Genomic DNA, 20927 nt, shown 5'->3' with positions numbered 1-20927 from the left:
TTAGGACCGTACGCCGCCCTGTGCGAGACTCGTTCTCGCACACACGCAAGGTCCTGTGGAGCAGTTTGGAGTGCTCGCCACCCTGTCAAGGTGGAGGCCGCGGGTTCAAATCCCGTCAGGACCGCTGCGGCTGGGTAGCTCAGTTGGTACGAGCGTCCGCCTGAAAAGCGGAAGGTCGCCGGTTCGACCCCGGCCCCAGCCACCGCCGAAAGCCCCCTCCCGGTTCGCCCGGAGGGGGCTTTTTCGTGCTCAGTACGCCAACGGCCTCGGGAGAACCTGCCTCCGAGGCTCCCGAGCGCCTTCCGCTGCCCGTCCAGCGAGGCGGCGGCGTCGCGGGTCCCAGCCAGTAGTCGAGCGGCCCTCGGACGACGACTCGGAAAATCGGTTGATCAGATACAGACCGACTTTTTAAAGTACCTAACCGGTCCCCTTCGGTCAGACCATGCGCAACTTAAGTCGCTTCCGAAGGTGGCCCGATCCAGGAGCTCCGCGCCCATCGGCCGCGGCTCCGCCCGGAGCCGCCCGGCAACGCGGCGCCAGGGGTACGACAAGTGCCTCATGAGAAAGTTGGGGGAACAAGGCATGTCAGGTTCGAAGACGAAGGCCCTCGTGGGCCGCCTCGGTCGCGGCGCGGCCATCGGGTTCGCCGCGACGACCGCGATCGTCGCCCTCGGAACCGTCCCGGCGTACGCGCAGGAGGGCACCGCTGTCGAAGCCCAGGGCTGGAGCTGCGACTCCGGGCGCATGTGCATGTACGAGGACGCCAGCTACACCGGCAGCAAGTACGTCAATTGGAAGCCCACCGGCACCAACCAGAAGTACCAGATAGACGGTTGGAACGGTGACAACGAGATCACGTCGCTGATCAACAACACCGGCTACAACGTCCGGATCTACGACAACGACGACTACTCGGGCTACTCGATCTGCGTCAAGCCGCACACGTCCAACAACAACCTGAAGTACGGCGTGGTCTTCAACGACGAGGCCGAGAGCGCCAAGACCGTCGCCCGCTGCTAGGCAGATTCCTTTGCCCGGCCCCGGCAGCCCCCTCCTGGTTCGCCTGGAGGGGGCTTCTTCGTTGCCGAGGCCACCTGCGGCCAACCTGGGCGCGGAGCACCCGCCCAAAGGGGGTAACGGCAACTCGGCCGTTGATCCACAATGTGCGCATGAGCGACGACTCAGCACAAACTCGGTTCACCATATTCGTTCACCTGACGGCCCTGCCCACGTGGCTCGCCCTCGACAGGCCGCAGCGTCAGCGGATCATCGCTGAGCACGTACAGCCGCTGCTGGACGAGCACCCGGCCGTCCAAGTCCGGTGGTTCGACGCCGAGGCATGGGCGGCCGCTCCGTCCGATGTCCTGGTCGCGACGACAGGCGACCTGACAGCCTGGTCCGACCTCTTCGAAGGTCTTCGCGACAGTCCGCTGTGGAGCGTGCCCTACTTCCGGGTCGAATTGGTGCTGCCGACGGTCGAGGACGGGTTCGCCGACTACGAGCGCCGGACGGGGCAGCGCGACTGACATCGATGTCTGCCTGTCCTCCGACGGATCAAGACGGCGGCCACGAGTCTGGTGTGCGTTCATCGACCGCGCTCCGCGGGTCGCTCGCGCTGTACTCGATCGCGACCACGACCGGCTGTCGGGTGGTCGTTTGGCATCGGGCGCAGACCTGGACGCTCACCGGGCCGTCGTCCCCTCGGTGGCGATCGCCCGCACCAGGGCCTCGCGAAGCCGACCGGGGTCGGTGAGGTACCGGTCCGGCCCCACCGGGACGCGCCAGTGCAGGCGCGGGCCATCCCTCCAGTGCGCGGGCGGTACGCCGACGTACGTGACCTCGGCGCCGTGCGCGCCCAGGGCCTGTACCTGCTGCAAGCCTTGCCAGTCCTGGGCACCGCCCGCCGGGATGAGCCAGTACATCAGGCCGTAGTCGGCGATGACGGCGCCGGACGCGTCACCGAGTAACCTCAACGCCCGTTCGCCGACCTCAGCGGGCGCGCGCAGGACGTCCCAGTGAGGGCCGACCTTGACCATCGCGACGTCACTGCCGCGCGGCGGCGTCCATGGGGCGGGTGTTGTGGGTTGGGCATGCACGGGGTCTCCCGGCGTCATCGGCGGTCAGGTGATGACCGACCGTAGGAGCGCCGGGAGCGGGGAAGGGGCAGGGTTTCTGCCCCTCGAACGTTCAGGCGGCCAATACGCCGACCTTCACCGCGAGTTCGGCAGCGCGATGGCGTTGCACCGGGGACTTCGACTCGGTCTCTTCCAGGATGATGCGGCGGGCGTAGCCGTTGTAGCGGATGGTCTCCGGCGCGGCCTCGTACGCCTTGTCCAGCGTCGCCAGAGCGGTCTCGGGCTGCCCGTCCAGCTGAAAGCCCCTGGCCTCCTCGATCCGGTGCCGGGCTCGGCGCGGCCGCGACGGAATCGTCCCGGCATCCGCCTTCGCAGCCTGCCGTACGGATTCCCCGCCCGCGTGCAGCTCGACGGCGACCGTGACCGCGTGCGCGCCCATGACGGCCCGGGAGAACGACGTCGCCGGGTGGTAGTAGTCGGCGGGCAGCCGCTTGGCCATCTTGCGGGCTGTGTCCCAGTAGCTCCAGGCGGTGCCGGTGTCCCCGCGGCGGGCGGCGGTGTACCCGGCCTCGAACTGCAGGGCACCGGCGATGGCACGTACGTCGTCCGACGCGTCCGGCAGCAGCGGGGTCAGGTGGCGCAGCGTCTTGAGGGTGACCGCGTCGGCCGCGTCGAAGTGGCCGGGCCCGCTGTCGCGGTGGGCCTGAGCGGTGAGCCAGGCGGCGACGCCGATCGCGTGCGGGTCCCCGCTCTCCTGGGCGGCGACCATGCCACGCTCGGCCACGCGCCACAGCAGGGCGGAGTCCGGCTGGTAGGCGATGAAGAACTGGCTCAGGCTGTAGACCTCGGCGAGCACCGCCTGTGCCGCTCGCCGTTCGGGCGCACGGTCGGCCTGGCGGACGGCGAGCTGCGCATCCCGGATGAGGCCCGGCAGGAGACCGCCGATCACCTCGCGGTGGTTGGGCGCGGAATGGCGGGCGGACCAGGCACGTGCGAGGCGAGCCCTCAAGTGCTCGGCCGAAGGCGCCTCGCGGTCGGTGTCGAAGGGGAACGCGTCGATCGCGTCCCGCACGGCAGGCAGCTTGGTGTGACCGGGGCCGATGAAGAGGTCGACGGGCATGGTCTGATCGCCCGTGAGTTCACCGAGGTTGCGAACGCGCAGCACCTCGGCGACGCGCAAGATCATGGGCAACCCCGGCGTGTGAAGCGTGCCGTTCTCCACCTGCTTCACCCAGCTCGGAGACTTGCCGAGCAGCCCCGCGAGGACCGTACGGCTCATCCCTCGACGTGTACGGAGGACCTGCATGCGCTGGCCGAAGACCAGCGGGTGGCCCATCGGGTCCGGAGTGACATCAGATGGCATGACCTTGCCCCTCTCTGTCCAGCTCGTCGCTGCCAGGGTATGGGGCAAGCCCCTTGTCATGTGAGGCCGTTCACTCCCGGGCCGAGGACGGCCATCCCGCGTCAACCGCTCTCGACGTCATCCGCCGACGCTGCCTCCGTGTGGTGTCAGCCCGCGCTCGTCCATGCGTCTGGGCGGGGCGCCAGCACTGCGGAGACCACCGGGTGGGACGAGGTCATGACGTCGGCCACGAATCGCAGGCGTCCGATGTCGAGTCGCCGCAGGGCCGGGCCGTGGTCGGCGGCGACGGCTAGGGAGGTGGCGAGCAGAAGGAGTCGCCAGAGGGCCATCACCGGGCGGCGCGTGGCGCGGGGCAGTTCCGCCAGGGAGGCGTGCAGTCGCTCGCAGTGGAACGGGACATGGCGCTGCTCGTCGGACAGGATCCGCCCCGCCACATCCGCGGTGAGCGGGTCGTCGGTGCCGTCGCGCAGGGCCCGGTAATAGCGCAGGGCCACCACTTCCGCGACCATCAGCACCAGCAGTTCCATGCGTAGGCCCAAGAGACGCCGCAGCCGTACGAAGAGCGCGTCGCTCCAGTGGCCGGGCAGGGTCGGTTGGCCCCCCGCGGCCAGCAGGCGGGCAAGTAGACGCGCGTGATTCTGTTCCTCGGCGATGAAGAGCCGGACCGCCTGCCCGTAGTCGGCGTCGCCCGCCTGGTCCGCCTTGCCTATGAGGTTGGCTCCGTCGCCGTCCTCGCCGACCTGGAAGCGCTGGATGCTGGCCCAGACCGCTGGATGCGGTGTCGCGCCTTGCCCCCAGTCCGGATCGCCCTGGGCGTCCCGGTACGCGCGCTCCTCCTCGAACCGCCTTGTCCACTTGGCGAAGCCGCCCGTATACACCCGGTCTCCCCATTTCCGGGACACGGCCACCGTGCCCCGGAGAGGGACGACGCACGCGGATACCGAACCGTTCCACCTGCTGTCGGACGGCGACAGGCCCTGACGGGGTTGTCCGGCGGGGCCTTTGCGTGCGCGTCGGTCAGGCGTCGGCGCAGATGGCGAAGACGCTGATGCCCACGTTGTCGGTGTCGGTCTGCCGGCCCAGGCCGATCCAGCCGGTTCCGTCGTCGGTGGGGAAGCTGCCGACGAGGATGGCGGTGTTGCCGCGGGCCTCGGCGCCGCCGCCGAGGACCTTCTTGCCGTGGGGGCAGTACACCGTGCGGCGCTGGAAGTTGGGGACGTTCTCATTGGGCAGGGTGACCAGCTCGTATCCGGGCACGCCCTCGCCGGGGCGGGGGTCTCCGTGGGAAACGGACGCCTCGGCGCCGTAGGAACCGGACTCCTGGGCACCGCCGTCGTGTGCCGCCCACGCGACGCCTGGCGTCAGGGCCATGGCCAATGCACCGGCGGCGATGACGAGCCTTCCACGCATGTCTGTCTTCCTTTCGTCGCGGGTCCCTGGACGAGACCGACGCCGTGAGAAGACGTGACCGGGTGGAGGGGAAAGTAAGGCAGAAAAGTGTGCAAATACTACTAATGAGGGAAGCGTACGGAGCATACGGGTGCACGGCGGAACCGGATGCCCCGGTGGGTGGCGTCGTACGGATCTTGGACGACAACATGCGGGTGCGCGGCCATGTGGCGGGCCGTCGTGGACGTGCCGACGCCCCGGCGGCGGAGGCGGCCGCTCCGGCGGGGAATCCCTGGCGGACCGGCCTGGTCAGCAATGTGTTCAATCCGAAGATCGCCGTGTTCTATACCGGTCTTCTGCCGACGCTCGCGCCCGCCGGGGTCTCTCCCCACCTGGGGATGGCGCTCCTGGTGCTGCTGCACGCGACGATCACCGCCGTCTATCTCAGCGGCTATGTGATGCTGCTGGCCAAGGCCCGCGGCTTCTTCGAACGGCCCGCCGTGCGGCGCGCCTTGGACCGGGTGACCGGTGTGGTCCTGATCGGGTTCGGGGTCAAGGTCGCCACGACGCGGACCTGACCCGGAGGGCACCTCGTCCCGGTGACCGGAACGCCTTCGTTCCCGCCGCGGAAGCCACGGCGAACAATCTCCGTCCAAAGCCGAGCCGCGACATTGGAGAGTCGGCATGGCAGATGAGACGGGCGCCCCGCGCGAAGTACGCAAGGCAGCGATCGCAAGCCTGTTCGGTAGTGCGTTGGAGTGGTACGACTTCTTCCTCTACGGCACGGCCGCCGCGCTCGTGTTCAACACCCTGTTCTTCCCCACCTTCGACCCCCTCGTGGGCACGATCGCCGCCTTCGGCACCAACGCGGTCGGCTTCCTCGCCCGGCCGCTCGGCGGCATCGTCTTCGGGCACTTCGGTGACCGGCTTGGCCGTAAGTCGATGCTGGTCATCACCCTGGTGATCATGGGCGTCGCGACGTTCCTGATCGGCCTGCTGCCGACCTACGCCGCCATCGGCGTCTGGGCGCCGGTGCTGCTGATCGTGCTGCGGATCGTGCAGGGCATCGCGGTCGGCGGCGAGTGGGGCGGGGGCGTGCTGATCGTCAGCGAACACGCGCCGAGCCACCGCCGCGGCTACTACTCGGCCTGGAGCCAGACCGGCGTGGGGCTCGGGTTCGTCCTCTCCGCCTCCGTCTTCGCGCTGGCCCAGGGGGTGACCACCGAGGAGTCCTTCCTCGCCTGGGGATGGCGGATTCCGTTCATGGTCGGCATCCTGCTCACCGCCGTCGGGCTGCTGATCCGGATGCGGATCATGGAGACGCCCGCGTTCCGGGAGGAGGCGGCGGCGAAGCCGGAGAAGTCCGCGCCGCCGATCCTCGATGTCCTCCGTACCCACCCCAGGTCCGTGCTGATCGCCTTCGGCGCGCGGGTCGCCGAGACCGGCGCGAGCTATCTCTTCCTCACCTTCAGCCTGTCCTACGCGGCCAAGATCGGCGTGGGCAACGGAGTGGTGCTGGCCGCGGTCGTGGTGGGGATGCTGGCCGAGTCGTTCGCGATGCCCATGTTCGGGGCGCTGTCCGACCGGATCGGGCGCCGCCCGGTGTACATCGGGGGCGCGGTCGCGGTGATCGTGTGGGCGTATCCGTTCTTCGCGATGTTCGACTCGCGCGACCCGGTGCTGATCTTCGTGGCCATCTTCGTGGCGGTCGTGATCGGCCACGGGGCGATGATCGGCACCCAGCCCGCGTTCTTCACCGAACTCTTCGCCAGCCGGGTCGCCTACAGCGGCCTCGCCCTCGGGCACGAGCTGGCGTCGATGATCGTGGGCGGGTTCTCCCCGATCGTCGCCACCGCGCTGCTGGCGTGGTCGGGGGCGTCCTGGCCGATCGCGCTGTTCCTGATCGGCATGGGCGTGATCACCGTGATCGCGGTGGCGGCCGCTCCCGAGACCAACCCCCATGTGCGAAGGGACCGCGAGGCCCCGCCGCGGGAGGCCGAGGCGGCGGAGAGTCAGGCCGTCTGACCCACGTACGCCCCCGCCGAGGCCGCCGCCGCGGTGGCCTCGGCGGCACGGTCCGCGGCTGCTTCGTCCAGCGGGAGGCCGCTGGTCAGCAGGCGGTAGTAGAGGGGCGCGGAGACGGCCCGGATCACTTCGTACACATCAGTGCCCTCGGGGACTTCCCCGCGGTCGATGGCCTGGCGCACGCAGGGCGCCCACTCCTCGACCCGGATCTCGTAGAAGCGGTGCAGGGCCTCGGCCGCCTTCGGGTCGCAGGTGGCGGCAGCGATCACCGCCTTGAACAGGGCTCCCTGCCGCGGATCGGCCAGGGTCCGCCGTACGAGCCGGGCATTGGCCGTCAGGTCGCCGAGCAGCGAGCCGGTCTCGGTGCGCGGGAGCGACTGCTCGGCCATGTCCATCAGCAGGTCGGCCACCAGGCCGGTCACGGTGGACCAGCGGCGGTAGACGGTCGTCCTGCCCACCTCGGCACGCCGCGCGACCTCCACGAGATCCAGGTGGGCGAAGCCCTGCTCCGCCAGGGTGTCCCCGGCCGCCCGCAGCACCGCCGCCCTGACCCTGGCCGTGCGTCCGCCCGGGCGGAGCGTTCCCGGGTCCGCCTGACCATCATCCATAACGGGACTCCTGTTCCGTTAGCCGTCCGCGCCTGCTACGTTCAGATTAATGGGACAGCAGAACCATTAGAGGAGCGGGTCATGGAATACAGACGGCTGGGCGCATCCGGGCTCAAGGTCCCCGTGCTGAGCTTCGGGACCGGCACCTTCGGTGGCCGGGGGCCGCTGTTCGGCGCCTGGGGAACCACCGACGCGGCTGAGGCGCGACGGCTCGTGGACATCTGCCTCGACGCGGGGATCACGATGTTCGACACCGCCGACGTGTACTCCGACGGCGCCTCCGAAGAGGTGCTCGGAGCGGCGATCAAGGGCCGCCGGGATCAGGTGATCGTGTCCACCAAGACCGGCCTGCCGACAGGGGAAGGACCGGGGGACGCCGGTACCTCCCGCGCGCGTCTGATCACCGCCTGCGAGAACGCCCTGCGCCGCCTCGGCACCGACTACCTCGACCTGTTCCAGCTCCACGCCTTCGACGCGGGGACGCCCATCGAGGAAGTCCTGGCCACGCTGGACGACCTCGTACGGGCGGGGAAGGTCCGCTACACCGGAATCTCCAACTTCTCCGGCTGGCAGACCATGAAGTCCCTCGCCATCGCCGACGAGCGCGGCCATCGCCGCTATGTGGCCCACCAGGTCTACTACTCCCTCCTCGGCCGCGACTACGAATGGGAGCTGATGCCGCTCGGGCTCGACCAGGGGCTGGGGGCGCTCGTGTGGAGCCCGTTGGGCTGGGGGCGGCTCACCGGCAAGGTCCGGCGCGGCACACCGCTACCGGCGCACAGCCGACTGCATCAGACCGCCGACTTCGGCCCGCCGGTCGAGGACGAACACCTCTACCGCGTGGTCGACGCCCTGGACGAGATCGCGGAGGAGACCGGCAAGGCCGTACCGCAGATCGCCCTCAACTGGCTGCTGCGGCGGCCGACCGTCGCCTCCGTCATCATCGGCGCCCGCGACGAGAAACAGCTCCGCCAGAATCTCGGCGCCCTCGGCTGGGCGCTCACGCCCGACCAGATGGCGAGACTCGACGCGGCGAGCGACCGGACGGCCCCCTATCCCTACTTTCCCTACCAGCGGCAGGAAGCCTTCGCCCGGCTCAACCCGCCGATGTGGTGATGCCCCTGGTAAGGGACGGGCGCAGGGGTACGGGCGAGCCGGGTGGGTAGGCGGCGCTCAGGAGTCCGGGGCCGGTCATGGTGCGGTTCCGGCGTTCCCCCAACGCCCCGGGAGAGACATGGCAGCACGGCCGTTGACCTTCGTCGTCGGAACCGGACGGTGTGGCTCCACCGCCCTGTCGGAGGTGCTGCGTCTGCACCCCCACGTCCTCAGCCTGAGCGAGCTGATGGCCTCCCTGGAGCCGAGCGCGCTTCCCGATGGGCCGCTGACCGGGGAGGAGTTCTGGAACATCCTCGCCACTCCCCCGGCGTTCGCCAACCGGCTCATCCGGGAGGGCTTCGGGCTGCCGGAGCACACGTATCCCGGCTCGGGAGGGCGGTTCTCTGCGGCGGGGGACGGGATTCCGGCGGTGTCGCTGACGACGCTGCCGCATCTGAGCGACGACCCGGACGCGCTGTTCGACGCGCTGCGGCCGGTGCTGTGCGGGCGGCCCCGGGGGCCGGTGGCGGAGCATCACCGGGCGCTGTTCGACGCGCTGGCCGAGCGGTTCGGCAGCCGGGCCGTGGTGGAGCGGTCCGGGTACTCGCTGCGGCTGGTGCCCCGGCTGCGGGAGGCGTTCCCCGAGGCGCGGTTCGTCCATCTGTACCGGGACGGGGCCGACTGCGCGCTGTCGATGAGCCGCCACCCCGGCTTCCGGATGATCCAGCTGATGCGGGAGGGCGGCGACGTTCCGGGCGAGCTGGCCGCGCTGATGAGCGACGAAAGCGCCGAGGTCAAGCCCCTGTTGACGCGGCCCGTGCCGCTCGCCGAGTTCGGGCGGCTGTGGTCGGACACCGTGATCGAGGGGAGGGGACACCTCGACGCGCTGCCCGAGGGGCTGGTGCTGCCGCTGTCGTACGAGGCGCTGCTCGACGCCCCCGACGCCGAACTCACCCGCCTGGCGGCGCACCTCGGCGTCGAGCCGCTGTCCGGGTGGCTGGCCGGGGCGCGCGTGCTGCTGGACGGCGGGCGGCGCGGCAGCGCCGAGCGGCTGCCGGAGGAGGAGCGGGCCGCGCTGCGGGAGAGCGTCGCGGCGGGGGAGCGGGCGCTGGGGGCATAGGGCGCCTCGTAGGTGCACCTCGCGGACGCGCCTCGCTGTACGGCCCCGGGCGCGGGGCCGTACAGGGGCGGCATCGTCAGTAGCCCGCCTTGGCGTTGACGCGGCGCGGGTAGTAGCGCTCGTCGCCGCGCCGCTCGTAGTTCTTCCAGCGCGGGGCGTCGCCGGTCGGGTGGTCGCCGAGGATGGTGACCCGCTGGCCCTTGCGGTAGGCGGAGTAGTCGTTGATGGCCAGGTGCTGGGTCGCCCTGTTGTCCCACATGGCCACCGCGCCGGGCTGCCAGCGGTAGCGGCAGTTGAAGATCGGCTGCTCGGAGTGCTCGAAGAGGAACTGCAGGACGGCGTCGCTCTCGTGCCTGCTGAGCTGCGGAATGTGCGACGACCACATGCGGGTGACGTACAGCGAGCGGCGCCCGGTCTCCGGGTGGATCCGCACCACCGGGTGCTCGGCCTTCATCTCGCCGACCTCGGGCGCCTTGAGGACGTGGACGGCGGTCAGCCCGTCGAGCATCTCGCGGTACGGCTCGGACAGCGTCTCGTACGCCAGGTACTGGTTGCTCCACATCGTGTCGCCGCCGGACTCCGGGCAGGTGACCAGGTGCAGGATCGAGGCGACCGGCGGGTTGGGGCTGAAGGTGACGTCGATGTGCCACTCGTCGGCCTTGCCGCCCTTGTCGGACTCGATCAGCGCCAGCTCCGGATACCCCTCGACCTTCGGCAGGAACGGATGCGTCTCCACCTCGCCGAAGCGCTTGCCGAGGGCGATGTGGGCCTCCGGGGTCAGGTGGGACTGGTCCGGGAAGAAGATCACCAGGTAGCGCAGCAGCAGCTCACGGATCCGCTCGAAGTCGGCGTCGTCGACGTTCGTCAGATCCATCCCGAAGATCTCCGCGCCGAGGGCGCCGGACACCGGGCGTACGACTGCTTCCTGTTTCGGCATAAGTGCCGTCCTTTCAGGTCTGGGGGACGCGGTGGGCGCGGGGGTCGGGCAGGACGCCGAGCTGGTGGAGGCGGTCCAGGAACGTCATCGGGCGGGGGCCCAGGCCGGACATGTTGTACGTGACGGTGTGCAGCAGCCGGGGATTGCGCCCGGTGAACCGGACCGCCCGCCGCCCCACGACCCGGCCGCGCCAGGTCAGGTCGGTGACCATGCGGGCCGCGTTGTCGCTGGTGGTGGCGGCCTGAGCGAGGATCGGCCGCCGCTCGGCCTCGTAGGCGCGCAGCGCCGCGTCCACGGTGGTGGCGGTGGGCGCGGCTCCGTCGAGATGGTCGGCGAGCCGGTCGGCGAGGGAGGCGGCGCAGGTGATCGCGGTGTTCATGCCCTGGGCGGCCATCGGGTGCACGGCGTACGCGGCCTCGCCGACGAAGGCCATCCCGGGGACGGCCAGCCGGGGTGAGAGGAAGCGGGACACCGGCAGCAGCTGTCTGCTGTCCAGACCTGCCAGCAGCGGCCCGGACAGCGGCTCCAGCGCGGGCACCTCCGCCACCACCCCCTCGGCCCAGGCGGCCAGGGCCGCCCGGTCGCGGCCGCCGCGCAGTTCGTCGGGCGCGGCCTGTACGTACAGCCGCACCCGGTCGCCGGGCAGCGCGTACACCAGCCGCAGCCCGCGCGCGCTGAGGTACGCCGAGAAGTCGTCCGGGCGGGGCGCGCCCGCGAGGTCGAACGACACCAGGCGGTGCGGGTAGTCCACGCGCCGGGCGTCGATGCCCGCCGCGCGGCGCAGCCGGGACGAGATGCCGTCCGCGGCGACCGTCAGCGGCGCGCGGACCTCGTACCGCCGTCCGCCCTCGGTGATCGCCACGCCGCGGACGCGTCCCGAGCCGTCGTGCAGGGCCTCCTCGACCAGGGCTCCCCGGCGCACCTCCACGGTCGGGCCGATCCCCTCGGCCAGCGCGTCCAGGATGGTGAGGTGGTCGTGGGAGAGCAGCCACCGGTCGCCCTCGGGGAGGCGGCCGTAGTCCAGCGCCATCAGCGGCGTCCCGGCCGGCGCCCGGACCACCAGGCGGCCCATCCGCACCCCGGCCCGCCGCTCCAGCAGCCGTTCGGTCCCCCAGCGGCGCAGCACGCGCAGCGCGCCGGGCTGGAGCACCTCGCCCTTGGCGACCGGACGCGGCTCGCGCTGCTTGTCGACGACGAGGACGCGCAGGCCCAGCTCCCCCAGGGCGCGCGCGGAGGCGAGCCCTCCGGCGCCCGCGCCGCATACGACGGCGTCGTACGGTGTGTTCCGCTCGCTCATGCGGAGCCCCCCGGGGACGAGGTGGCCGTGCGCAGCCTGGCCAGGGCGCGGAGGGCGAGCCCGGAGGCGATCACGTCGTCGGCGTAGCGGTAGCAGAAGCGGATGTACTCGTTCACCGGCGATCCGGCCCAGCCGCCGTCCGGCCGCTGGGCGTCCGTCAGATGGCGCGCGGCGGCCGTCACGGGCCGCGACCCGGCGTCGTGGCCCGCGGCGAGCAGCGCGTACAGCGCCCAGGCCGTGTCCTCCACGGTGCCCGGCGCGGCGCCGTCCTCGCCCGCGGAGGCGCCGCCCCAGGAGCCGTCGTCGTGCTGGACGCTCAGCAGCCACGCGGCCGCCCGGACGGCCGCCGGATGCCCGGCGCCCACCGTGCGGCACAGGGTTTCCAGCACCACCGACGTGCCCGCCGTACGGCCCCGGTACCACAGGGCCTCGTACGAACCGTCCGCCCGCTGCCGCGCCACGAGCCAGCGCACGGCCTTCACCACGCGCCGGTCGTCGGCGCCCGCGCCGTGGTCCAGCAGCGCGCGGACCGCCTTGGCCGTCATCTGCGGGCAGGGGCCGAACCCGCCCGGCTTGCTGTTCCGTACGGCCAGGCTCCAGGAGCCCGCGGAGTCCTGCGTCCGGGTCAGCCAGTCGATGCCGCGCCGTACGTGCGAGTCGTTGCCGCCGCCGGGGAGGCGGAGCAGCACCGAGCTGATCTCGGCGGTCTCCAGCGCCATGGGCCAGCTGTGCGCGCTGGAGAAGCCCCAGTAGCCGGGCGGGCAGCCGAGGGCGGCGAACGGGGTGTTCTGCTGGCGCGCCTGGAACATCGCGCGGGTCTCCGTCAGCCGGGGGTCCTGTGCGTACCCCGCCTCCAGGAGGGCGGAGGCGGCGAAGCTCGACCAGGTGACGTCCAGCGGCATCAGCTCCCACCCGCCGTCCGCGTCGGCCGCCGACCGCAGCCACGCGGTGGCGTCCCGCACGATGTCCGGGGCGAGGCCGGAGCGGGTGGTGCCGACGCAGATGAGGCCGGTCAGCCAGGGGTCGGTGCTGAACGCCCCGCTCGCGCCCTCCCGTTCGTACGCCTCGCGGACGACGGCCAGCGCGGCGGGCCGGGCCAGGGCGTTGAGCCGTCGCCGCACCAGCCCCTGGGTGCGGCGGCGCACCGTGGCCTGGCCGAGCGCCATGCTCGCGAGGATCGGCAGCCGCAGGCTGAGCAGCCGCCGCGCGGGCCCGCGGAGCAGCAGCAACTCCAGCGGGAGGCGGGGCAGCACCGACTCGTCCAGCCGCCCCGCGAGGGCGCCGAACTGCCGGATCAGCCCCGCCATCACCGGCTCAGGCAGCGCCTCGGGGCCGCCCAGTTGCGCCAGCCGCTGCCGCCCGGCGCGTACGGCGGGGGCCGCGTGGCGCGGGGCGACCAGGTCGAGCGCGTCGGTGACGACGGCGGTGGTCAGCACCTCGTCGGGCACCCCGCGCATGGCCCACCCGCCGCTGTCGCGCTGCGCCTTGACGAGCCGGTCGACGCCGCGGGTGAGGAGCGCGTCGCCGTCCGCCCCGGGGTCCGCGAGGCGGAGGGCGATGAGGGCGAGGGCAGTGTTCGCCGGGGAGAACCGGTCTTCCGTCGCGTCGGGGGCGAACACCCCGTCCGGGCGCCGCCGGGCGAAGAGCGCCTCGGCACCGGCCGTGACGGCGGCGTCGATCCGGTCGGTGGAGGGTGAGGTCACCATGGGCTCGGACGGTCCTTCCGTAGTGCGGCGCGGAGGGTCTGGCGCGGATCGGGACGCCGGTCCGGATGCGGGTCCGGGCCCACGTCCGGGGCGTCCGGATCCGGATCCGGACGCGGGCCCGACTCCGCACGCCGCCCCGTGCGGGTGCCGGTGCCCAGGCGGGGGCCCGCCCCCTCGGCGGGGGCCGGGCGGGGGGCCGCGTTGGCGGTGGCGGGGTGCGACTCCGCCTCCCCGTCGTCCGGCGGGAACTCGTGGCGGGCGCGCATCCTGGACTGGGTCAGGACGCTGAGGACCAGCAGCGGGACCAGCACCGCCAGGGCCGGGGCCGGGCCCCAGCCGCCGGACAGCACCGCGCCCGCCAGGATCAGCCGCTCGGCGACCAGCACCTCGTGGGCCCGTAACGCCCGTACGGGGGTCAGCGGGGCCGCGCCGCGCAGCAGCGGGGTGAAGGCGCTGATGCCGCAGGCCGCCGCGGTCAGCAGGAGGGCGCCGAAGGCGGTCCGCCCGCCTGGGGCGGCCAGCGGTACGCAGGCCGCGGCGGTGACGACGGCGGCCGCGTACAGCAGGGCGGCGGTGCGCGCCGCGTAGCGGACGCCGCGGAGGACGGGGAGCGTGCGGTAGCCGCCGCCGCGGTCGCCTTCGACGTCGCGCAGGGTGCCGACCAGGTTGGACGCCGTGTCGTGGGCCCAGAAGGCGAGGGCGGCGAGCAGCACCGCGGGCCACCGGGGCTCCGTTCCGGCCGTCAGCGCGCCGAAGACGACGGTGAGTGCCGTCAGCGCGCCCCGCACCGCGTTGCCGGACAGCCCGCGGCCCTTGAACACCTTGCTGTACGCGACGATGCCCGCCATGCCCGCCGCGACCAGCAGCAGCGCGCTCCAGGCGGCCAGCGCGGTGACGACGGCGGCGGCGAGGGCGCACACCAGGCCGGACGCCACGGCCGCGCGGGGGCTCAGCCGCCCCGAGGGGATCGGGCGCTGGGGCTTGGCCGTGGCGTCCAGGTCGCGGTCGAAGTAGTCGCCGAGGTAGTGCCCGGCGATCCAGCTCAGGGTCGGTGCGGCCCAGGCGGCCCACAGATGCGCCGACGAGGGTGAGCCGTCGGCCAGCGCGGCACCGGCCAGGCCGACCAGGCCGGGGTACGACAGGGTGTACAGCCGCCAGGTCTGCAGATGGGCCCCGCAGCCGGTGGCGAGCGCGGTGGCGAGCGCCCCGGGCACGGTCACCGCTCCCGGTCGGCGGAGAAGTCCGCGAGGGCGGCGAGCACGGCGGAGCCCTCGGTCGGCGGGAGTTCCGCGAGGCAGTCCTTGGCGCGGGCGACCTCCGCACGGGTGCGCTCGCGCGCGGCCCGCAGCGCGTCGGTGGAGTCCAGGACGCGGCGTACGGAGTCGAAGGCGTCCGGCGCGGGCAGCGTCCCCCGCAGCGCGGTCCGCAGGGCTTCGCGGTCGGCGGCGCCGGCCCGCTCGTACGCCATGAGCACGGGGAAGGTGGGGCGTCCGTTGGCGGTGTCGCTCAAGCCGGACTTGCCGGTGGCGGCCGTTTCGCTGGTGTACGGCAGCAGGTCGTCGTGCATCTGGAAGGCGAGCCCGAGGTGTTCGGCGTAGCCGGTGAGGGCCCGCTGCGCGGTGGCGTCGCCGCCGCCGAGCAGGGCCCCGGCGTGGCAGGCGCCGCGGAAGAGCGCACCGGTCTTGAGTGAGATCATCGTGAGGTAGCGGTCGAGCCCGCACGCCGCGTCCCCGCACAGCTCGGTCTCCATCGCCTGGCCGCGGCACAGATCGACCCCCGCGTGGGCCAGGAGCCGTACGGCTTCCAGCAGCCGGTCCGCGGGCAGGCCCTGGTCGGCGCACTCGGCGACGGCGGCGAACATGCCCATGATCAGGGCGTCGCCGGTGACGACGGCGTCCGCGACGCCGTACCGTGCCACGACCGTGGGGCGGCCGCGGCGCAGCGCGTCACCGTCGATGACGTCGTCGTGGACCAGCGACCCGGCGTGCAGATACTCGACGCCGAGCGCGGCGGGCAGGGTCTCCTCGTAGCCGCCGCCCACGGCCCTGGCCGACTCCACGAGCAGCAGCGGGCGCAGCAGTTTGCCCGCGGGCAGCAGGGCGTAGCGGGATATCCGGTGGACCCGCTCGCCGCCGGACGGCCAGCGGGATTCGAGGTCGCGCAGCAGCCGGGCGAGGGTCGGGTGGGCGGCGGAGAGCGGATCCGCCGGGGCGGTCACCGCGGGGTGCGGGGCGGCGCTCACGGCGCCTCCTCGTCGGCCTGGGCCGCCCCTCCGGTGTGCCCTTCCGCGCCGCGCCCCTCCGCATCGCGCAGTTTCGCGGCCAGCAGCGCGAACGCGTCGTTCGCCGCGGGCTCGGCGATGGTCACCCGTACGCCCTCGCCCGGCTTGCCGCACACCAGCACGCCGTGGTCCGCGCAGAACTGGGTGAAGCGCTCGACCCCTGACTCCATCGGCAGCCACAGGAAGTTGGCCTGGCTGGGCGTCACCTGCCAGCCCTGTTCGGTCAGGACCCCGTACAGCCGCTCCCGCTCGCGGGCGGTCTCCTCGCACTGGCGGCGGATCGCGGCGGACTCGGCGAGCGCCGCGACGGCCGCGGCCTGGGCGGCGGCGCCCACCCGGTGGAACATCAGGGCGCCACGCAGCGGCGCGAGGGCGCGCTCGTGCCCCACGAGGTAGCCGACGCGCAGGCTGAGCAGGCCGTACGACTTGGAGAAGGTGCGCACCACGCACACCCGCTCGTCCTCCCGGTACAGCTCGATGCCGTGGGCGACGGAGGCGGCGTCCGGGTCGGCGAAGTCGATGTACGCCTCGTCGATCACCACGGTGACATGGGCGGGGAGCAGGCCCAGGAAGCTCCGCAGCGCCGCCTCGCCGACGGCGGTGCCGGTGGGGTTGTTGGGGTTGCAGACGATGACCAGGCGCGTCTCGTCGGTGACGGCCGCCGCCAGCGCCTCCAGGTCGTGCGTCTCGTCCCGCAGCGGCACCCGCACGGTGCCGGAGGCGGCGTTGGCCGCCATCATCGGGTACGCCTCCCAGGACGGCCAGGCATGCACGGTGTGGGTGTCCGGCCCGGTGTGGCCGGAGAACAGCAGCTGCAGCAGCGCGCCGGAGCCGGGCCCGACGGCGACGTCCCCGGGCGCCACCCCCAGGTGCTCGGCGATGGTCCGGGACAGGCCGAATCCCAGCGCGTCCAGGGTGCGATGGGCTTCGGCGGCGGTTTCCGAAACGGCCCGCAAGACGGAGGGAAGGGGTGGATGGGAGGTCTCGTTCAGCGACATCTGATGTTGCACGGCGCCCTGTGCGAGCACCGGTTGCATTCTGTTCCAGCCGTCTTTGTCAGACATGTTCCATTCCAATCCGCGGAAATTCTAGGGAAATCCCGCAAGGTTTGGATCGGCAGCACACCGAATGATGGGGGTGGTCGGTGGTGGAGGCGGCGGTGAATACGAAAATAAGCTCGGCGGGCCCAGCGCACTCGCATCGCGGGGCGATCCCGAGGTGAACGCCACAACGCGCCGTCGCGCGCGGTCCGTTCGGCAGTCGCGGCTATCGAACCTGTAGACCAGCGGCCGTCACTCGGCCGCCTCCCTGAGTGTGGAGGGCGCCGGGACCATACGTCCAATAAGGATCTTCCCGGCATCCATAAACACCTTTTACAGTGTTCATGTGCTCGACATCCACCAGTTAGCGGTCATAGCAGGCGTGGCGCGCGCGGGTTCCTACACCGCCGCCGCCGAATTGCTGGGTTACACCCAGCCCGCCGTCAGTTACCGAATGCGCGCGCTGGAACGCACCATCGGCGTCCAGCTCGCCGTCCGGTCGGGGCGCGGGGTACGGCTCACCCCGGCGGGCCACCGACTGGCCCAGCACGCCGAGGTGGTGCTGTCCGCCCTGGGGGCCGTCGAGGACGAATTCCGTACGTACGCCGCCCACGCGCGCGGCACGGTGCGGGTGTCCGCGATCCACAGCGCCTGCGCCTCGCTGCTGCCCGGCGCGGTGGCCCGGCTGCGGTCCGCCCGGCCCGATGTGCAGATCGTCCTGGAGCGGGCCACCTCCCCGGACGCGTACCGCTCGCTGCGGGAGGGGACGACCGACGTGGCCCTGGTGAGCGTCCGCGACGGCTCCCGCCCCGACGAACAGCCCGACGAACAGCCCGACGAACAGAGCGATGACCCCGAGGCCGAGTGGGTGGACCTCCCGCTGATCAGCGATCCGCGCTGTGTGCTGCTCCCGGTCGACCACCCACTGGCCGACCTGCGGACAATCCCCCTCAGTGCGCTGGCCGACGAGTCCTGGGTGCTGGACGAGGACCGCGACGAGTTCACCGCCGCCTGCGCCAGGGCGGGCTTCGAACCGCGCACCGTCGCCCTCACCAACGACCCCGCCACCGCCCATGACCTGGTCGCCCACGGCGTGGGCGCGGCCGTCGCGGAGGGCCTGGCCCTGCCGCCGCACCCCGACCCGCGGGTGGTGGCCCGCCCCCTCCGCGACTGGCCGCCGCGCCGCGTGCACGCCCTGCTGCGCGCGGAGACGACACGGGTCCCCGCGGTGGAGGCGATGCTCACGGCCCTGCGGGAGGCGGTGGAGGACCATCGCGCGGCGGACGGGGACCTCGCCCCGTTACGGCTGGCGCGGGCGGCGAAGGCCGCGGGGTGAGGGCGCGGGCGCCGCGATGGGGTAGAGTAGATCTTGCAACGCCGCCCCGAGGGGCGGAAGTTGATGCGTCGGTCGTCTAAGGCAAGATACTCGTCTCCAAACGAGGGATGTAGGTGCAAGGCCTGCTCGGCGCTCCATGAAAGATCCCTCTCCTGATGCCAGGGGAGGGATTTTTCGCATGTGCGGGGCCATGCGCGGCCGGCGGGCTCAGCGGCCTCGACGGGCTCAGCGGGGAAGGCTTGCGTAGATCGTCTTGCCGCGGCCGCGGGCGATGGTCACCTCCCGGGACAGCCGGCGGACCATGTGCCAGCCGAAGCCGCCGGTGCCGGTCATCAGGTCGGGCGGACGAGCCCGGGGAGCCGCCGGGTTCGGGTCGCTGACGGCGACGGTCACCGTGTCGGGACCGGCGGAGAGTTCGAGGGTGTACCGGCCGCCGCCATGGCGCAGCGCGTTGGTGGCGAGTTCGGACACCACCAGGAGGATGGCGTCGGCCGCGTCCGAGTGCGGGGCCGGGGTGAGACCCCTGGTGAAGGCCCGGGTGACGGCGCGGGTGCGATGTATGCCGCCAGGACTGTCGCCCCGCACCACGGTCGAGGCCGTGGGCCGAGCGTTGGCGGTCTTCGTGCCGTTCATACGCGTACACCCCTGGTCGGATCGGATATGCCGCTTTGCAGAGGCTCGTGTGCCCGCTCTGCCGCGCCGCACGCTTGACTGCCGCACACACCCCAGTTCTTCGATCTTCCCTGCCGGAGAAAATCTGTCGTGGAGACGGTAGACATGAGCGGATCGCGAGAGTTAGATTCCCTGTCGTAGTCACGGCGCCCGCGAGGCGCGGCAGACACCGACGACAAGGAGGCGGACACCATCAGGATCGCCCGGGCGAAGAGTTGAGTCCGCTCGGGTACCGCACGCCCCGGAAGGGAAGGTGGTCCCCGGTCAGATATCCGCGATCCCCGCACACCTGTCGTCTCAGACGGGTACGCGGACAATGGTGTTGAACCCCTCGGGGCCCTGGAGCCGATACGGCGCCAGGGCCCCTCGACGCGCGACCGACGACATGAAGATGAGGAGTCAATGGCCGAAGGCAGGCAGCACAGCCGCCTGGACGATGACGATTACCCCGCCTACACCATGGGCCGTGCCGCCGATCTGCTCGGCACCACCCCGACCTTTCTGCGAGCCATCGGCGAAGCCGGTCTCATCACGCCGTTGCGCTCGGAGGGCGGCCACCGCCGCTACTCGCGCCACCAGCTGCGCATCGCCGCCCGCGCCCGCGAGCTGGTCGATCAGGGCACCCCGATCGACGCCGCGTGCCGCATCGTCGCTCTGGAAGATCAGCTCGAAGAGGCCAGGCGCGTCAACCAGGAGCCGGATGGGGTAAAGTAGATCTTGCAACGCCGCCCTGACGGGCGGAGGTTGATGCGTCGGTCGTCTAAGGAAAGATACTCGTCTCCAAACGAGGGATGTAGGTGCAAGGCCTGCTCGGCGCTCCATGAAAGATCCCCCTCCTGGTTCCAGGAGGGGGATCTTTTCGTCTGACCGCGTCTGTCCACGTCTGCCCATGTCTTCCCGCGTCTGCCCGCGTTCAGGAATCCGGCGTGGCCCGGTCCGGGCGGCCGCCCGGGTGGCGGTGGCGCCAGGTCCAGAAGACCACGACGGAGACGAGCGACCAGCCCGCCAGCACCAGGAACGGAAAGGCGTGCTGGTGCTCGCCGAAGTAGACGGCAGTGTGCTGGGCGTTGACCGAGGCGCCCGGCGGAAGCCAGCGGCCGACGAGGCCGAGCAGGGACGGGAGCAGCGGCCAGGAGACCGCGCCGCCCGAGGAGGGGTTGCCCAGGAGGACCATCAGCCCCCAGGTGGGGATGAGCGCCCACCGTCCGAACAGGACGTTGAACATGGAGAAGACCACCCCCGAGGTGAACATGGTCAGGGCGAGGATCCCCCAGGACCCGGCGAAGGGGAGGGTCAGCGCGCCGAGCCCCCAGTCGACGATCGCGGCGATGACGAAGGCGCCGAGCAGGGCGTACGCGACGGTGAAGGCGATCCGCTCGGCCGGGTTCAGGCCGGCCGCGTTGACGCTCAGCTGGACGGCGCCGAGGAAGCCCATGATCACCGCGGCCAGCGAGATGTAGAAGACCGCGAGGCCCCGCGGATCGCCCGGCTGGAGCGGCTTCAGGTCCCGTACGGCGACGGGCACGCCCACCGCCCGGCCCACCTTCGTACCGGCCGAGGCGAGCACCTGGGCGACGCTGGCGCCCGCGGCGGAGGACAGGCCCAGTTCGACGCCCCGGCCGCGCATCCGCAGGATCCCGAAGACCTGCTGCTCCTCGACGGCCCAGCGGGCGCGGCCGTACGAGGGTTCCCGGCGCAGCCGCAGCGAGGCGTTCAGCGCCTTCTCCATCCCGGCGACGAAGCGCCGGGGCGGGGCGGCGCCCTGCGGGGTGCTCACGACGGCGACGGCGATCTGGCGCGGGGTGGGGTTCGCGAAGGCGAAGGTGTACGAGCCCGCGAAGAGCCCCGCACCCGCCGAGATGATCAGCACGATGACCGTGGCCGGGAAGAACGGGGTGCGCTTGAACCGGGCCCACGGGGACCGGGCCCCCGGGGAGTCGTCGTCCGCCATGCGCCCACGCTAGAACGGACAATCCCGGCATA

Annotated in this window: 20 protein-coding genes, 4 tRNA genes and 1 pseudogene; 12 read left to right on the top strand and 13 right to left on the bottom strand. The window is 72.0% G+C overall.

Features of this window, described 5'->3' with window-relative positions:
• The first annotated feature begins 49 nt into the window (after positions 1-49).
• From ACZ59A_RS40665 to ACZ59A_RS40650, 4 genes are all read left to right on the top strand, one after another.
• Positions 50-124, top strand: a tRNA-Asp gene (locus tag ACZ59A_RS40665).
• A gap of 4 nt (positions 125-128) precedes the next feature.
• Positions 129-202, top strand: a tRNA-Phe gene (locus ACZ59A_RS40660).
• A 380-nt stretch (positions 203-582) separates the two neighbouring features.
• On the top strand, positions 583-1020 hold the full coding sequence (locus ACZ59A_RS40655; protein ID WP_470969745.1) for a peptidase inhibitor family I36 protein: 438 nt from the start codon (positions 583-585) through the stop codon (positions 1018-1020).
• A gap of 149 nt (positions 1021-1169) precedes the next feature.
• Entirely contained in the window at positions 1170-1526 is a 357-nt protein-coding gene (locus ACZ59A_RS40650; protein ID WP_470969742.1) for a darcynin family protein, read from the top strand.
• Between the two features lie 156 nt (positions 1527-1682).
• Here the strand turns inward: ACZ59A_RS40650 and ACZ59A_RS40645 are convergent, their stop codons facing one another.
• The 4 genes from ACZ59A_RS40645 to ACZ59A_RS40630 all read right to left on the bottom strand — a co-directional run bounded on the left by ACZ59A_RS40645 (position 1683) and on the right by ACZ59A_RS40630 (position 4848).
• Entirely contained in the window at positions 1683-2114 is a 432-nt protein-coding gene (locus ACZ59A_RS40645; RefSeq protein ID WP_470969739.1) for a hypothetical protein, read from the bottom strand.
• Between the two features lie 73 nt (positions 2115-2187).
• Positions 2188-3438 (bottom strand): helix-turn-helix domain-containing protein, encoded by a 1251-nt coding sequence (locus ACZ59A_RS40640; RefSeq protein ID WP_470969737.1) that lies wholly within the window; start codon positions 3436-3438, stop codon positions 2188-2190.
• Between the two features lie 146 nt (positions 3439-3584).
• A complete protein-coding gene (locus ACZ59A_RS40635; RefSeq protein ID WP_470969734.1) occupies positions 3585-4316 on the bottom strand; it encodes a ferritin-like domain-containing protein in 732 nt (243 codons plus the stop codon).
• 139 nt (positions 4317-4455) lie between these two features.
• Entirely contained in the window at positions 4456-4848 is a 393-nt protein-coding gene (locus ACZ59A_RS40630) for a hypothetical protein (RefSeq protein WP_470969732.1), read from the bottom strand.
• Positions 4849-5063: 215 nt separating this feature from the next.
• On the opposite strand from ACZ59A_RS40630, the pseudogene ACZ59A_RS40625 reads away from it, so the two are divergent.
• Positions 5064-5405: pseudogene (locus tag ACZ59A_RS40625) on the top strand (LysE family translocator); the annotation flags it as partial.
• A 106-nt stretch (positions 5406-5511) separates the two neighbouring features.
• Entirely contained in the window at positions 5512-6852 is a 1341-nt protein-coding gene (locus ACZ59A_RS40620) for an MFS transporter (RefSeq protein WP_470969730.1), read from the top strand.
• Here ACZ59A_RS40620 and ACZ59A_RS40615 read toward each other — a convergent pair.
• Positions 6840-7460, bottom strand: a complete 621-nt coding sequence (locus ACZ59A_RS40615; RefSeq protein WP_470969727.1) for a TetR/AcrR family transcriptional regulator — start codon at positions 7458-7460, stop codon at positions 6840-6842. The genes ACZ59A_RS40620 and ACZ59A_RS40615 overlap by 13 nt on opposite strands.
• Before the next feature lie 81 nt (positions 7461-7541).
• Here ACZ59A_RS40615 and ACZ59A_RS40610 point away from each other — a divergent pair, with 81 nt between their 5' ends.
• Entirely contained in the window at positions 7542-8576 is a 1035-nt protein-coding gene (locus ACZ59A_RS40610; protein WP_470969725.1) for an aldo/keto reductase, read from the top strand.
• Between the two features lie 118 nt (positions 8577-8694).
• A complete protein-coding gene (locus tag ACZ59A_RS40605; protein WP_470969722.1) occupies positions 8695-9675 on the top strand; it encodes a sulfotransferase family protein in 981 nt (326 codons plus the stop codon).
• 76 nt (positions 9676-9751) lie between these two features.
• Here ACZ59A_RS40605 and ACZ59A_RS40600 read toward each other — a convergent pair whose 3' ends face one another.
• The 6 genes from ACZ59A_RS40600 to ACZ59A_RS40575 are packed head-to-tail and all read right to left on the bottom strand — an operon-like array spanning position 9752 to position 16960.
• A complete protein-coding gene (locus ACZ59A_RS40600; protein ID WP_470969720.1) occupies positions 9752-10612 on the bottom strand; it encodes a TauD/TfdA dioxygenase family protein in 861 nt (286 codons plus the stop codon).
• Between the two features lie 13 nt (positions 10613-10625).
• Entirely contained in the window at positions 10626-11909 is a 1284-nt protein-coding gene (locus tag ACZ59A_RS40595) for an FAD-dependent oxidoreductase (RefSeq protein ID WP_470969717.1), read from the bottom strand.
• Positions 11906-13615 carry a prenyltransferase/squalene oxidase repeat-containing protein gene (locus ACZ59A_RS40590; RefSeq protein ID WP_470969714.1) on the bottom strand — a complete coding sequence of 570 codons (1710 nt, stop codon included), beginning with the start codon at positions 13613-13615 and terminating at the stop codon, positions 11906-11908. The genes ACZ59A_RS40595 and ACZ59A_RS40590 overlap by 4 nt, the downstream gene beginning before the upstream one ends.
• Complete coding sequence (locus ACZ59A_RS40585; protein ID WP_470969711.1) at positions 13609-14835, bottom strand: UbiA family prenyltransferase; 1227 nt, start codon at positions 14833-14835, stop codon at positions 13609-13611. Before ACZ59A_RS40585 ends, ACZ59A_RS40590 begins: the two co-directional genes overlap by 7 nt.
• Positions 14832-15857 (bottom strand): polyprenyl synthetase family protein, encoded by a 1026-nt coding sequence (locus tag ACZ59A_RS40580; protein WP_470969709.1) that lies wholly within the window; start codon positions 15855-15857, stop codon positions 14832-14834. Before ACZ59A_RS40580 ends, ACZ59A_RS40585 begins: the two co-directional genes overlap by 4 nt.
• On the bottom strand, positions 15854-16960 hold the full coding sequence (locus ACZ59A_RS40575) for an aminotransferase class I/II-fold pyridoxal phosphate-dependent enzyme (RefSeq protein WP_470969706.1): 1107 nt from the start codon (positions 16958-16960) through the stop codon (positions 15854-15856). Before ACZ59A_RS40575 ends, ACZ59A_RS40580 begins: the two co-directional genes overlap by 4 nt.
• Before the next feature lie 322 nt (positions 16961-17282).
• Here ACZ59A_RS40575 and ACZ59A_RS40570 point away from each other — a divergent pair, with 322 nt between their 5' ends.
• Both ACZ59A_RS40570 and ACZ59A_RS40565 read left to right on the top strand, forming a co-directional pair.
• Positions 17283-18272, top strand: a complete 990-nt coding sequence (locus ACZ59A_RS40570; RefSeq protein WP_470969703.1) for a LysR family transcriptional regulator — start codon at positions 17283-17285, stop codon at positions 18270-18272.
• 65 nt (positions 18273-18337) lie between these two features.
• Positions 18338-18409, top strand: a tRNA-OTHER gene (locus ACZ59A_RS40565).
• A gap of 88 nt (positions 18410-18497) precedes the next feature.
• Here the strand turns inward: ACZ59A_RS40565 and ACZ59A_RS40560 are convergent.
• A complete protein-coding gene (locus tag ACZ59A_RS40560; protein ID WP_470969700.1) occupies positions 18498-18905 on the bottom strand; it encodes an ATP-binding protein in 408 nt (135 codons plus the stop codon).
• Between the two features lie 441 nt (positions 18906-19346).
• Between ACZ59A_RS40560 and ACZ59A_RS40555 the strand changes: the two genes are divergently transcribed.
• Together ACZ59A_RS40555 and ACZ59A_RS40550 are read left to right on the top strand one after the other, a co-directional pair.
• Positions 19347-19658, top strand: coding sequence for a helix-turn-helix domain-containing protein (locus ACZ59A_RS40555; protein ID WP_470969698.1), 312 nt, complete (start codon positions 19347-19349; stop codon positions 19656-19658).
• A gap of 35 nt (positions 19659-19693) precedes the next feature.
• A tRNA-OTHER gene (locus ACZ59A_RS40550) sits at positions 19694-19765 on the top strand.
• 92 nt (positions 19766-19857) lie between these two features.
• On the opposite strand, the gene ACZ59A_RS40545 is transcribed toward ACZ59A_RS40550, so the two are convergent.
• Entirely contained in the window at positions 19858-20895 is a 1038-nt protein-coding gene (locus ACZ59A_RS40545; protein WP_470969695.1) for an ABC-2 transporter permease, read from the bottom strand.
• Positions 20896-20927: the final 32 nt, after the last annotated feature.

It is taken from the genome of Streptomyces sp. NPDC040405, assembly GCF_055595765.1.
Note: the sequence above shows the minus strand (reverse complement) of the source record. Positions and strands in the feature narration are given on the sequence as shown.